The following is a 13,193-nucleotide window of genomic DNA, read 5'->3' as shown; positions in this document are numbered from 1 at the left end:
CATACAACCACCCAATCACTTGACCTTCCGGGATGGTCCCGACAAAGTCGGACCCATGTCGGGTGAGGCGTTATTCTGCACCGTTTGAAAACCAATGCAGGTAAGCTCGCCGATGAAATACATCCTGCCTGACATGGCGGGATCAAGAAGCCGGAACTCCGGCAGCCCATAGGGAGGACGCGATGACCAAGATTCGGAAACTCGGACCCGCCGTGGCGGCGGCGCTGCTGGCCGCCGGGCTCAGCACCGCGGCGATGGCCCAGAGCACCAGCCTGCGGATCCAGACCCACTACGCGCCGGAGACCGTGTCCGGCAAGCTCGCCGCCGAATATGTCGACAACGTGCAGACGATGTCGAACGGCGAGATCCAAATCGAGATGTTCTACTCGTCCTCGGTCGTGAAGTCCGTCGAGACCTTCGACGCGGCGGCGACCGGCATTCTCGACTGCGACATGACGGGCGGCGCGTATCAGACCGGCAAGAACCCGGCCTTCCAGTTCGTCGGCGACATCATGGGCGGCTATTCCACCCCCTATCAGCAGCTCTCCTGGCTGTATTACGGCGGCGGCCTGGAAGCGGCCCAGGAGCTGTACAACAAGTTCGACATGCAGCTCGTGGGCTGGTGGGTCTACGGCCAGGAGTCCCTGGCCTCGTCCAAGCCGATCCGCAACGCCGCCGACCTGAAGGACTTCAAGTTCCGTTCGCCCCCGGGCATGGAGACGAAGATCTTCGAGAATCTCGGTGCCAAGCCGATCGTGATGGACTTCACCGAGATCTTCACCGCGCTTGAGTCCGGCATCATCGACGGTGCCGACGCCTCGGGCCTGGCCAACAACCAGTCGCTCGGCCTGTACGACCTGGTGAAGCACGCCAACTATCCGGGCTTCCACTCCATGCCGTCCGACCACCTCGCCTGCAACAAGGCGAAGTGGGACGCGATGCCGGAGCATCACCGCCGCATCATGTCGGTGGCGATGGAGGCTCTGGCCCTGCGCACCGCGCTGACCTTCGAGAAGAAGAACGCCGAGGCCGCGGCCGACCTGAAGACCAAGGGTGTGACCCTGCACGCCTGGTCGGATGAGGAGCTGCAGAAGTTCCGCAACGCCGCCCAGTCCGCCTGGGTCGACTTCGCGACCACGCCGGAGGCCAAGGCTCTGGTCGAGAGCCACATGACCTATCTGCGTCAGCTCGGCCTGGTTCAGAATTGATCCTGACGGGTCGCGGGGGCAGGCGCGCCCCCTGACAGACTGCACCGGCCGCCCCCTGGGGCGGCCGGTCCGCCTCCCGACCCTTGCCAGTCCAGCAAGGCCCGACCGGGCTCGGCTTCACGGTCCGCAGGCTGACGACGACGGTCAGAAACAGCGCAAATCAGTCATACAAAACCCTATGCCTTGACCTGTCTTTCAGCGCCCGACACAGTCGGAGGGATATCGGTCGAGGCGCTATTCTGCCCCGGTGAAAACCATTGCAGGTATCCTCGCCGAAAAAATCGGGTCTGGCCGGACGGGCGAGACCGAAAAGCCGGAACACCGGCACCAATGGGAGGACTTGATGAGAATGATCGCGAAACTTGCGCCTGCGGTTTCGGCTGCGTTGCTCGCCGCCGGGCTCAGCACCGCGGCGATGGCCCAGAGCACCAGCCTGCGGATCCAGACCCACTACGCGCCGGAGACCGTCTCCGGCAAGCTCGCCGCCCAGTACATCGACAACGTGCAGACGATGTCGAACGGCGAGATCCAGATCGAGATGTTCTACTCGTCCTCGGTCGTGAAATCGGTGGAGGCGTTCGACGCGGCGGCCACGGGTATTCTCGACTGCGAGATGACCAGCGGCGCCTATCAGACCGGCAAGAACCCGGCCTTCCAGTTCGTCGGCGACATCATGGGCGGCTACTCCACCCCGTATCAGCAGCTCTCCTGGCTGTATTACGGCGGCGGCATGGAGGCGGCCCAAGAGCTGTACAACCAGTTCGACATGCAGCTCATCGGCTGGTGGGTCTACGGCCAGGAGTCCCTGTCCTCTTCCAAGCCGATCCGCAACGCCGACGACTTCAAGGACTGGAAGTTCCGCTCCCCGCCGGGCATGGAAACCAAGATCTTCGAGAACATGGGCGCCAGCCCGATCGTGATGGACTTCACCGAGGTCTTCACCGCGCTTGAGTCCGGCATCATCGACGGCGCCGACGCCTCGGGTCTGGCGAACAACCAGTCGCTCGGCCTGTACGATCTGGTGAAGCACGCCAACTATCCGGGCTTCCATTCCATGCCGTCCGACCACCTCGCCTGCAACAAGGCGAAGTGGGATGCCATGCCGGAGCATCACCGCCGCATCATGTCGGTGGCGATGGAGTCCCTGGCCCTGCGCACCGCGCTGACCTTCGAGAAGAAGAACGCCGAGGCCGCCGCCGACCTGAAGACCAAGGGCGTGACGCTGTACGCCTGGTCGGACGAGGATCTGCAGAAGTTCCGCAACGCCGCCCAGGCCGCGTGGGTCGACTTCGCGACCACGCCGGAGGCCAAGGCTCTGGTCGAGAGCCACATGGCCTACCTGCGTCAGCTCGGCCTCGTGCAGAACTGACCCGGGGTATCTGACCCAACAGCCGGCGGGCGACGCCTCGATCGCGCCGCCCGCCGGCACCCTTCCGGCAGAACGACCGGAAGCCGCCGCGGCGCATGCGGCATACTGTTCATAGGGAGTCGGGAATGGTCGAGCATGAGCGCACCGGTCCGCTGGACTGGCTCACGTGGGGGTTCAGCCGGATCGCGATGTGGGCGCCTGCCTTCATCGTCGCGATCATCTTCTACGAAGTGGTCGTGCGGTACGTCTTCCTGGCCCCGACGCTCTGGGTCAACGAGATGTCCCTGTGGGTCGGCGGCGGCATCTACCTGACCGCCGGGCTCTACGCGCTGCAGCAGCGCAGCCATATCCGCATCTTCATCCTCTACGACATGGCGCCGAAATGGATGCGCCAGCTCTTCGACACCCTGTCGGTGCTCTGCGTCGTCATCTTCGCCTTCGCCGTCGTCTGGGGCGGCTACGGAGAGGCCAAGGCCAAGTTCCTGCGCTGGGAGACCTTCGGCACCGCCTTCGACCCGCCGATCCCGGCCACCATCAAGCCGCTGATCCTGATCACGCTGGTGTTCCTGGCGCTGCAGTCGATCTCCAACCTGATCTACGACTGGAACAAGGAACCCCAATCCCACGATCCGTCCGACGATCTGGACATGCCGAACATCGGCACCGATCCGAAGACCACCCGGACCGACTGAGGAAGCGCCGTCATGGATATCGGGACAATTTCGCTGATCCTGCTGTTCGGCATGCTCGCCCTGCTGGCGATCGGCATGCCGCTCGGCTTCGCCTCCGGCTTCCTCGCCGTTGTGGTCATGGTGCTGAAGTTCGGACCGGACCTGCTGTTCGGCACCTTCGGCACCGGCCCGCTGAACATCCTGGCCCAGCGGCTCTACGGTATCACCACCAATTACGTGCTGGTCTCGGTCCCGCTGTTCATCTTCATGGCAACCCTGCTGGAACGCTCCGGCATCGCCCGCGACATGTACTCGACCCTGAACCTCTGGCTGTCGCGTACCCGCGGCGGCATCGCCGTGGTCACCGCGGTGATGGCCATCGTCATGGCGGCGATGTCCGGGATCATCGGCGGCGAGGTTGTGCTGCTCGGCCTGATCGCCCTGCCCCAGATGTTGCGCCTGGGCTATGACCAGAACCTGGCGGTCGGCACGATTTGCGCGTCGGGTTCGCTCGGCACCATGATCCCGCCGTCCATCGTGCTGATCTTCTACGGGCTGATCACCGAGACCTCGATCCACGCGCTGTTCCAGGCCGCCTTCCTGCCGGGCTTCATCCTGGCCGGCTGCTACATCATCTACATCCTGATCCGTACCCGCATGCATCCAGAGCAGGCCCCCCTGCCCGAGCCGTCGCCGGACGACATGACCGGCACGGAGAAGCTCACGATGGGTCTGAGCCTGCTGGCGATGATGGTCGGCGGCGCCGCTGCGCTGGTGGTGTTGCGCGGGGCCGTGCTCTACGCCCTCGGCTCGATCGACGACGAGACGACGCTGATCGACGCCCAGTCACTCGGCACCGCCGCGGCAATCGCGGCCGCCTGCCTCGGCTATCTGCTCCTGGTCGTCGGTCGCGAACGGGCCGCCGATGCCTGGGAGAAGGGCAAGGGTCTCGTCGCCCCGCTGCTGATCGTCGTGGTCGTGCTCGGCTCGATCTATGGCGGCATCACCGGCATCACCGAAGCGGCCGGCATGGGCTCGATCGCCGTGCTGGTCCTGATCATCCTGCGCGGCGAATTCTCCTTCCAGCTCCTGCAGGAAGCCTCCATGCGGACGTTCAAGTCGACGGGCACCATCATCTGGGTGACCTTCGGCGCGACCGCGCTGGCCGGCGCCTACACCATCGCCGGCGGACCGACCTACGTCGCCAACCTGATTCTCGGCTACGACCTTCCGACCATGGGCGTGCTGCTGGTCATGATGGTCATCTTCCTGTTCCTCGGTGCCTTCATGGACTGGACCGGCATCGTGCTACTGGTCATGCCGGTGTTCCTGCCGATCGTCCTGAAGATGCCCATGGAGGAGCTCGGCCTGACCGGCGGTCTCGACAGCGTCACCCTGGTGAAAGTGTGGTTCGGCATCCTGTTCTGCGTGAACATGCAGGTCAGTTTCCTGTCGCCACCCTTCGGACCCGCGGCCTTCTATCTGAAATCCGTGGCGCCGGCGCATATCTCGCTGACCGACATCTTCCGGGGCTTCCTGCCGTTCATCTGCATCCAGCTCCTGATCCTGGCGCTGATCCTGCTGGTGCCGGAGATCACCACGGTCTTCCTATAAGCCGGACCACCCGGCCGCCGCCTGCCCGGTCGGGCGGCGGCCGCCGATCGGTGTTGAGAGCGATCAGCCGGCCATTCGGCAAGTCTCTTCAATCGTTCGGAAATCCGATATTTTACGTATATGCAATCATTCCGATAGGTTTGCTGGCATCTGCCTCGCGAGACAATTGACCATTCGGCTTCCGCCGATCAAAATCGTCCCCATGGGAACGGAGCCTGGCTTCCTTCCCTGACTTGCTGAAGCGGCAGCGTCGGGCGAGCGGATGGTCGTCGACGCCAAGAGGTCGGACGGACACGTGAACCAGAATCATCGAGAAAAGCGTCTCGTCCGGCAGCAGGTGATGCTCACGGACTCCGAAATCGACCAGTTGAAGGACTGGCAATTCGAGAATCGTGTTCCCTCGATGGCGGCCGCGATCCGCGAATTGCTGCGGATCGGCCTGACCCATGCCAGCGATCTCGACCTCGGGGACAACTTCACGAACTGAGCGCCGGCACACCGGCGCCACAGCCTTCGCGGTCAGTCCATTTCCTTTTCCACCAGCCAGTGGCCGATGATGGCCGTCACCGCTTCCGGGCGGAACGGCTTCTGGATCAGAAAGTCCGGCGGGATGACCGAGTGCTTCAGCACCGAGTGAGGATAGGCGGTCACGAAGCCGACCGGCGCGCCGGTCAACTCGCGCAGCGGCTCGATCGCCTCGACCCCTGTCTCGCCATCCTTCAGCCGGAAGTCGGCGAAGATGATGTCGGGCAGGTGGTCCTGGGCCAGTTGGATCGCCTGATCGACGGTGCGGGCCAGATAGACCTCCGCGATCCCGGCGCGCTTGGCCAGCGCGCTCAGTTCCTCGGCGATCAGAAACTCGTCCTCGATGATCAGCGCCTTGCAGCCCATGGCCGGATCGAGCCGGTTCAGGCTGCGGCCGACGGCCAGCGCCTTCTCCGCCGCCGCCCGGTCTATGCCCATGATCTCGGCGGCCTGGTCGAGCGGGAACCCGGCGAAATCCGCCAGCATCAGCACCTGACGCGGCACGTTGTCCGGTCCCGGAAGGGCGCTGAACAGGGCCGCATCGGTGAACAGCGGCGCCCCGCGCGTCGACACGCCCTCGCGCCACGCCTGGTAGAACTGCTTGAACGCGTCCATGCGCTGGCTGTCCGGGACGGCGCCGCCCTGGAAGGCGCGATCGCTCGCCAGCCGGAAGAGCTCGTCTCCGACATCCCGGTCCCACAGCATGACCCGGGCGTGATGTCTTAGTTCAGCCTGTTCGTTAGACATCGGAAGAGATTCCTGAAAAAGGTTCTCCGTCGGTACTCAACGCGCGAAGGGGACGGCGGTTCCTATTCTGATTTGCAGCACTGTGCTGTTCAAGCACGGCTTGCTACAACTCCCACAGATCGCCACGATCCGCCCGTCGCCGCGCCGCGGTCGCGCCCGAAGGTCCAGCAGCGAGGTCGATGACATGCCCGCCGATCCGGAGGACATCGCAGACCGGGAGACCGGCGAGGACGGGTCGGGCGGACAGCACCCGTTTCCGGTGGTGGCCATCGGGGCCTCCGCCGGTGGCCTGCACGCATTCCGGCAGTTTCTGGAAGCGATGCCGCCGGACAGTGGGATGGCCTTCCTGCTGATCCAGCATCTCGATCCGAACCACGAAAGCCTGATGGCGGAGCTGCTGGAACGCCACAGCATGATGCCGGTCCACACGGCAACCAACGACACGGCGATCGCCCCGAACACCGTCTATGTGATCCCCTCCAGCCAGTATCTGCGGGTCGTCGGCCACACCCTGGTTCTGGAGCGATCGGTCACCCAGCGCGGCGTGCGCATGCCCATCGACTACTGTTTCCGCTCGCTCGCCGAGACACACCAGCAGCGCGCGGTCGGCATCGTGCTGACCGGCACCGCCTCCGACGGGACGGCCGGCCTGCGCGAGATCAAGGCGACGGGCGGCCTCACCCTGGTTCAGGATCCGCAGACCGCCGAGTATGACGGCATGCCGCAAAGCGCGATCAAGGCCGGCGTGGCCGATTTCGTCGTGCCGATCGTCGACATGCCGGACCTTCTGGCACGCTATGCCGGCCACCCGTTCATCGCAGCACCGGAGAGCGCCGACCAGGTCAGCGACGAGGAGCCGGCCGCCTTCCAGGCGCTTCTCCGCCTGCTGCACAGCCAGACCGAGCACGACTTCAGCAGCTACCGCCCGGCCACCCTGAACCGGCGCATCCGTCGGCGCATGGGACTGGCGCAGGTCCAGACCATGCAGGCCTATCTGGAACGGCTGCGCAGCGACCGGACGGAACTGGAAAGCCTGGCCGGCGACCTGCTGATCGGCGTCACCCGGTTCTTCCGCGATCCCGAAGCCTGGAACCTGTTGTCCAGGCTGGTGATCGGCCCCCTCATTCGGGAGCATCGCGGCGACGATCCCATCCGCGTCTGGGTGGCCGGCTGCTCCACCGGCGAGGAGGCGGTCTCCGCCGCCATCATGCTGGCCGACGCCTTCGACCGCGCCGGCCAGGAGCCCCGGTTCCAGATCTTCGCCACCGATATCGATCAGCGCGCGGTCGATACCGCCAGAGACGCGAGCTTTCCGGCGAGCATCGCCGAGGACGTCCACCCCGACCGCCTGACGCGCTACTTCTTCGAGGAGAATGGCCGCTACGTCCTCGGCAAGCCGCTGCGGGACCGGATTCTGTTTGCCCGCCAGGACCTGCTCAGCGATCCCCCCTTCTCCAAGCTCGACCTGATCCTGTGCCGCAACGTGATGATCTACCTCGACCCTCAGGCCCAGGCTCGCATTCTGCGGATGTTCCATTTCGCCCTGAAATCCGATCGCTACCTGTTCCTGGGCAGTTCCGAGACGGTCGGTAAGCAGAGCCCGCACTACGCGACCCTGTCGAAGGAGTGGCGGATCTACCGGTGCATCGGCGAAAAGCAGAGTGAGCGAGTCACGCTTCCCCACACCACGACGGACGTTCATGGTGGCGTCCGAAGTTCCGAAACTCGGGCACCCGCACGCATGCAAAGCTACCGACACACCTCCATCGACATGGCCAAGAACGCGATGATGACGCGGTTCGTTCCGGCCAGCATCCTGGTGAACCAGCGCAACGACGCGATCTACTTCCATGGGCCGGTGCGCGACTATCTCGACTTCCCGCCGGGCGAACCCACCCGCGACGTGACGCTGATGGCGCTCGACGGGCTGCGCACCCGCATGCGCGCGGTCCTGCGGAACGCCTTCGATACCTGCGAGGTGCAGACCGCGACCGCCCAGCGGGTCCGGCGCAGCGGCAAGGAGGTTGCGGTCCGGATCACGGCCGAGCCGGTGCGGCTGGAGGGCGATCAGTGGGCGGTGCTGCTGTATCTGCAGGATATCGGCGAGCCGCGACCGGCCGAGCCGATGGACGAGATCGCGCCCGACGAACAGAGCGCGGTGCAGCGGCTCGAGTTCGACCTGCAGGCGACCAGAGACGAACTGACCTCGACGGTCGAGCAGCTCGAAGCCTCCAACGAAGAACTCCGCGCCTCCAACGAGGAGGTGATGTCGATGAACGAGGAACTCCAGTCCTCCAACGAGGAGCTGGAGACCTCGCGCGAGGAACTCCAGTCGCTCAACGAAGAGCTCTCCACGGTGAACAATCAGCTCGAGAGCAAGATCGTCGAGCTGGAGCGGGCCAACAACGACATCTCGAACCTGATCAACAGCACGCAGCTCGCTGTCCTGTTCCTCGACAAGGGGCTGATGATCCGCCGCTTCACACCGGCCGCGGCCGACCTGCTGCGCATCCTGGACTCCGATATCGGCCGGCCGATCTCCGACCTCGCGGTGCGGGTGAACGACGCCAGGCTGTTCGAGGATGTCGACAAGTGCATCTCAAGCCTGGCGACGCTCTCGGCCCATGTCTCCAGCGCCGACGGCCGCTGGTTCCATCGCCAGGTGCTGCCCTACCGGACCTCGGACAGCCGGATCGAGGGCGTGCTGATCACCTATAACGACGTCAGCGACCTGTACCACGAGACCGAGTTGCGCGGCCGGCGTGAGCGCCAGCAGCGCGCGGTCGCCAATATCGGCCGCATCGGCCTGTCCGACGCACCGCTGTCCTTCCTGTTCGACGCCGCCTGCCGCTGCCTGGTGGAGGGCCTCAACTGCGCCATGGCCAAGGTCCTGCGCCATCGCCCGGAACAGGGCGACCTCCTAATGATGGCGCAGCGCGGCTTCCGGGATGTGGAGGTGGGTGTCTCCGCTGTGCCGGACGGCAGCGACAGCCAGGGCGGCTATACCCTCATCAGCCGCCAGCCCGTGGTCGTGACCGATCTGCCGAACGAGAGCCGCTTCCAGGGTCCCGAATTGCTGACCCGCAGCGGCGTCAAATCGGGGGTCAGCGTGGTGATCGGCTCGGAGGACACGCCCTGGGGCGTGCTCGGCGTCCATTCCACCGACGTGAAGCAGTTCTCCGACGACGACGTCGCCTTCGTCCAGGCCGTGGCCAACGTCCTGCACGGGGTGATCACCAACGCCAACTTCAAGCAACAGCTCCTGGAGAATTCAGAACGGCTGCGCCTGGCGCTGGATGCCGGCCGCATCGCCACCTGGAACTGGGATCCGCGGATCGACCTCGCCCAGTGGGATGACCGGCTCTATACCATGATGGGCCTGGAGCCGGGCGCCATCCCGCCCAGCGTGGAGAAATTCCATTCCTTCATTCACCCCGACGACCGCGAATACGTGCTGCGGGAGCAGACCGAGGCGGTGGAGCGGGGCGATGTGTTCGACGTCGAGTTCCGCATCATCGACAGCCAGGGCCACGAGCGATGGCTGGTCAGCAAGGGCAAGATGTTCACCGAGCGGGCCGAGGGTCCCCGCCTCATCGGGCTCAGCTACGAGATCACCGACCTGAAGCAGAGCGCCGCCCGGCTCGCCACCCTACTGGCCGAACTCGACCACCGGGTCCAGAACATGCTGACGGTGATGGGCTCGATCGTGAACCTGGCGGACAAGGAGGAGCATGTCGCCAGCTTCAAGGCGAACCTGCGTCAGCGGCTGCTCTCGCTCGCCCGCACCCACTCGATGCTCAGCCATGCCCAGTTCGACGGCGCCAGCCTGCGCACCCGGATCATCGAGGAATGCGCCCCCTATTCCGGCACCATGGCCGAGCGCATCCGGTTCGAGGGCAAGGACATCCGCCTCAACCCCCAGGCCGCCCAGACCCTCGGCATGGCGATCCACGAACTGGTCACCAACGGCCTCAAATATGGTGCGCTGTCGACCGAGAGCGGAATGATCACGGCCCGCACCGAAACCAAGGACGACCGGATCATCATCCACTGGGTCGAGAGCGGTGGCCCGCCGGTCAGCACGCCGACGGAGTTCGGCTTCGGCATGCGGGTCATTCGCGACCTGGTGCAGTACGAGCTCGACGCCACGGTGACCGTGGATTTCCGCGAGAGTGGGCTGGTCTGCCACTTCGACCTGCCCCTGGAGGCGATCGAACATACGGTGGAGTAGAGCCGTCGCCTCGAACAGCCGGAGGATGGCGCAGATGGCCGACGACCAGGACGCGACGCCCGGAGGTGAGGATCCCTGCTTCGGCCACAGGCTGGTCGACGGCCACGTGGTCGACTGCGAGACCGCCCGGGACGTCGCCCGGTTCCGGAAGGTCGAACGCGCGCGTCTCTACGCCCTGCGCCAGACGATCGGCGCCGGCGACCGGCAGGCGCGTGGCCAGGCCATCGCCGACGGGTTGCGTCGTACCCTGGGAGCGCTGGCCGGGCGCAGCGTCGCGGTATACTGGCCGATCCGCGGCGAGCCCGACCTGCGGCCCTGGATGCGCGAGATCCACGAGGGCGGCGCCACCGTCCTGCTGCCGGTGGTCGAGACCCGGGACCGGCCGCTGGTCTTCCGCCGCTGGGAGCCTGGCTGCCCCATGACCCGCGGTCTCTGGAACATCCCCGTCCCAGACGGCACCGAAGCCGGCCGGCCGGAGGTCGTCATCGCCCCGCTCCTGGGCGTCGATGCGGATGGCTACCGGCTCGGCAATGGCGGCGGATACTACGACCGCACCCTGGTGCGGATCGACCCGCGGCCGCAGGTCGTCGGCATCGGGTATGCCGAGGGTGCCCTGCCGACGATCTTTCCGATGCCCTGGGATGTCCCGATGGACGTCGTCGTCCTGGATGACGGGAGCTGCCGCCGCCGTCAGCCGGCGTGACGGCCCCGCCGCTGGGCGGTCGGCTTGCGCTTCCCTCCGGTACGTCCCGCCAGGCGGTTGCCGTCGCGGCCGGCCTCGGCCGGGCGGTGCGGCATCTTCCAGCCGGCCGGGCCGCCCTTCGCCCCCGCACGCCGCCGGCCCTCGCCGCCCGCCTTGCCGGTGCCGGCGGGCTGCCAGCGCGGGACAAGGTGGTGCTTGCCGTTGCCGATCAGGTCCTCGCGGCCCATCGCCGTCAGCGCCTCGCGCAGCAGCGGCCAGTTCTCGGCGTCATGGTAGCGCAGGAACGCCTTGTGCAGCCGGCGCTGGCGCAGACCCTTGGCCGTCTCGACCCGGTCGGTCCCGGTCCGGCGCACCGGCTTCAGCGGGTTGCGGCCGGAATAGTACATGGCCGTCGCCATCGCCATGGGCGTCGGCGTGAAGGTCTGGACCTGGTCGGCCCGGTAGCCGTTCTTCTTCAGCCACAGAGCGAGGTTCATCATGTCCTCGTCGGTGCAGCCGGGGTGGGCGGCGATGAAGTACGGGATGAGGAAGTACTTCTTGCCGGCCTTGGCCGCCGCCGCGTCGAACATCTCCTTGAACCGGTCGTAGGAGCCGATGCCCGGCTTCATCATCTTGGAGAGCGGGCCTTCCTCGGTGTGTTCCGGCGCGATCTTCAGGTAGCCGCCCACATGGTGGGTGACCAGCTCCTCCACATATTCCGGGCTGGTCACCGCCAGGTCGTAGCGCAGGCCGGAGCCGATCGAGACCTTCTTCACCCCGTCGGTGCCGCGCGCCGCCCGGTACAGGTCGATCAGCGGCTTGTGGTCGGTGTTCAGGTTCTTGCAGATCGTCGGATAGACGCAGGACAGCCGGCGGCAGGACTTCTCTATCTCCGGGTCCTTGCAGGCCATGCGGTACATGTTCGCGGTCGGCCCGCCGAGGTCGGAGACCTGGCCGGTGAAGCCCGGCACCTTGTCGCGCATGTCCTCGATCTCGCGGATGATCGACTCCTGGCTGCGCGACTGGATGATCCGGCCCTCATGCTCGGTGATCGAGCAGAAGGTGCAGCCGCCGAAGCAGCCGCGCATGATGTTCACCGAGAAGCGGATCATCTCCCAGGCGGGAATGCGCGCATCGCCGTAGAACGGATGCGGCGCCCGTGCGTAGGGATGGTCGAAGACCCAGTCCATCTCCTTGGTAGTCAGCGGGATCGGCGGCGGCGTCACCCAGACGTCGCGGTCGCCGTGGCGCTGCACCAGCGGACGCGCGTTCCCCGGATTGCTCTCCAGATGCAGGATGCGCGAGGCCTGGGCATAGACCTCCTTGTCGTCGCGCACGGTCTCGTAGGACGGCAGGCGGATCACTTGCTCTTCGTCGCCGCGGACGGCACGCTCCGGCGCGTCGTCGATCGAGGTCATGTCGATCTCGCGGTAGTCCGGTGCGGCGTCGTTGCGGATCAGCGCCAGACCGCGGATGTCGAACAGGTCGCGCGGGTTGTCGCCCTGGGCGATGCGGTGGGTGACGTCGATGACGGCCCGCTCGGCATTGCCGTAGAGCAGCACGTCGGCCTTGCTGTCGACCAGGACCGAGCGGCGGACCTTCTCGCTCCAATGGTCGTAATGGGCGATCCGGCGCAGGGACGCCTCGATGCCGCCGAGCACGATGGGGGCATCGGGGAACGCCTCGCGGCAGCGCTGGGAGTAGACCAGCACGGCGCGGTCCGGCCGCTTACCGGGAGCCGCGTCCGGCGTGTAGTTGTCGTCGGTGCGGATGCGCTTGTCGGCGGTGTAGTTGTTGACGAGGCTGTCCATGTTGCCGGCCGTCACCCCGAAATAGAGGTTCGGCTTGCCCAGCTCCTTGAACGCCTCGGCACTGGTCCAGTCCGGCTGGGCGATGATGCCGACGCGGAAGCCGTGCGCCTCCAGGGTGCGGCCGATCACCGCCATGCCGAAGCTCGGGTGGTCGACATAGGCGTCGCCGGTGACCAGGATGACGTCGCAGCTGTCCCAGCCGAGCAGATCCATCTCCGCCCGGCTCATGGGCAGGAAGGGGGCCACGCCGAACCGGTGGGCCCAGTACTTCTTGTACTTGAAGATCTCCCGCGCGCCCTGGCGGGGCCGCGCGGGCGGGACAACGGCGTTCACGG

Annotated in this window: 9 protein-coding genes; 7 read left to right on the top strand and 2 right to left on the bottom strand. The window is 66.0% G+C overall.

The window, feature by feature from the left end; genetic code table 11:
* Positions 1 to 182: 182 nt before the first annotated feature.
* The 5 genes from ACOQOP_RS20990 (at position 183) to ACOQOP_RS20970 (ending at position 5,349) form a co-directional block, all read left to right on the top strand.
* Positions 183 to 1,208 (top strand): TRAP transporter substrate-binding protein, encoded by a 1,026-nt coding sequence (locus ACOQOP_RS20990; RefSeq protein ID WP_420563766.1) that lies wholly within the window; start codon positions 183 to 185, stop codon positions 1,206 to 1,208.
* 349 nt (positions 1,209 to 1,557) lie between these two features.
* Positions 1,558 to 2,577, top strand: a complete 1,020-nt coding sequence (locus tag ACOQOP_RS20985; protein ID WP_420563765.1) for a TRAP transporter substrate-binding protein — start codon at positions 1,558 to 1,560, stop codon at positions 2,575 to 2,577.
* A 125-nt stretch (positions 2,578 to 2,702) separates the two neighbouring features.
* Positions 2,703 to 3,269 carry a TRAP transporter small permease subunit gene (locus tag ACOQOP_RS20980; protein ID WP_420563764.1) on the top strand — a complete coding sequence of 189 codons (567 nt, stop codon included), beginning with the start codon at positions 2,703 to 2,705 and terminating at the stop codon, positions 3,267 to 3,269.
* Positions 3,270 to 3,281: 12 nt separating this feature from the next.
* On the top strand, positions 3,282 to 4,862 hold the full coding sequence (locus ACOQOP_RS20975; RefSeq protein ID WP_420563763.1) for a TRAP transporter large permease: 1,581 nt from the start codon (positions 3,282 to 3,284) through the stop codon (positions 4,860 to 4,862).
* Between the two features lie 262 nt (positions 4,863 to 5,124).
* Positions 5,125 to 5,349, top strand: coding sequence for a hypothetical protein (locus ACOQOP_RS20970; protein WP_420563762.1), 225 nt, complete (start codon positions 5,125 to 5,127; stop codon positions 5,347 to 5,349).
* Positions 5,350 to 5,381: 32 nt separating this feature from the next.
* Here the strand turns inward: ACOQOP_RS20970 and ACOQOP_RS20965 are convergent, their stop codons facing one another.
* A complete protein-coding gene (locus tag ACOQOP_RS20965; protein ID WP_420563761.1) occupies positions 5,382 to 6,134 on the bottom strand; it encodes a response regulator in 753 nt (250 codons plus the stop codon).
* Positions 6,135 to 6,318: 184 nt separating this feature from the next.
* On the opposite strand from ACOQOP_RS20965, the gene ACOQOP_RS20960 reads away from it, so the two are divergent.
* Both ACOQOP_RS20960 and ACOQOP_RS20955 read left to right on the top strand, forming a co-directional pair.
* On the top strand, positions 6,319 to 10,365 hold the full coding sequence (locus ACOQOP_RS20960) for a chemotaxis protein CheB (protein WP_420563760.1): 4,047 nt from the start codon (positions 6,319 to 6,321) through the stop codon (positions 10,363 to 10,365).
* Positions 10,366 to 10,399: 34 nt separating this feature from the next.
* Positions 10,400 to 11,068, top strand: coding sequence for a 5-formyltetrahydrofolate cyclo-ligase (locus ACOQOP_RS20955; protein ID WP_420563759.1), 669 nt, complete (start codon positions 10,400 to 10,402; stop codon positions 11,066 to 11,068).
* Here the strand turns inward: ACOQOP_RS20955 and ACOQOP_RS20950 are convergent.
* Complete coding sequence (locus tag ACOQOP_RS20950) at positions 11,056 to 13,086, bottom strand: YgiQ family radical SAM protein (protein ID WP_420566554.1); 2,031 nt, start codon at positions 13,084 to 13,086, stop codon at positions 11,056 to 11,058. The two genes, ACOQOP_RS20955 and ACOQOP_RS20950, sit on opposite strands and share 13 nt — an antisense overlap.
* Positions 13,087 to 13,193: the final 107 nt, after the last annotated feature.

Source organism: Thalassobaculum sp. (genome assembly GCF_965223715.1).
Classification (GTDB): Bacteria; Pseudomonadota; Alphaproteobacteria; order Thalassobaculales; family Thalassobaculaceae; genus Thalassobaculum.
This window is presented reverse-complemented; position numbering and strand designations above follow the sequence as displayed.

Excerpts from the sequence above, each read along its gene's own strand:
- ACOQOP_RS20990 (WP_420563766.1), top strand. The coding sequence starts at position 183 with ATGACCAAGATTCGGAAACTCGGACCCGCCGTGGCGGCGGCGCTGCTG.
- ACOQOP_RS20985 (WP_420563765.1), top strand. The coding sequence starts at position 1,558 with ATGATCGCGAAACTTGCGCCTGCGGTTTCGGCTGCGTTGCTCGCCGCC.
- ACOQOP_RS20980 (WP_420563764.1), top strand. The coding sequence starts at position 2,703 with ATGGTCGAGCATGAGCGCACCGGTCCGCTGGACTGGCTCACGTGGGGG.
- ACOQOP_RS20975 (WP_420563763.1), top strand. The coding sequence starts at position 3,282 with ATGGATATCGGGACAATTTCGCTGATCCTGCTGTTCGGCATGCTCGCC.
- ACOQOP_RS20970 (WP_420563762.1), top strand. The coding sequence starts at position 5,125 with ATGGTCGTCGACGCCAAGAGGTCGGACGGACACGTGAACCAGAATCAT.
- ACOQOP_RS20965 (WP_420563761.1), bottom strand. The coding sequence starts at position 6,134 with ATGTCTAACGAACAGGCTGAACTAAGACATCACGCCCGGGTCATGCTG.
- ACOQOP_RS20960 (WP_420563760.1), top strand. The coding sequence starts at position 6,319 with ATGCCCGCCGATCCGGAGGACATCGCAGACCGGGAGACCGGCGAGGAC.
- ACOQOP_RS20955 (WP_420563759.1), top strand. The coding sequence starts at position 10,400 with ATGGCCGACGACCAGGACGCGACGCCCGGAGGTGAGGATCCCTGCTTC.
- ACOQOP_RS20950 (WP_420566554.1), bottom strand. The coding sequence starts at position 13,086 with ATGAGCCGGGCGGAGATGGATCTGCTCGGCTGGGACAGCTGCGACGTC.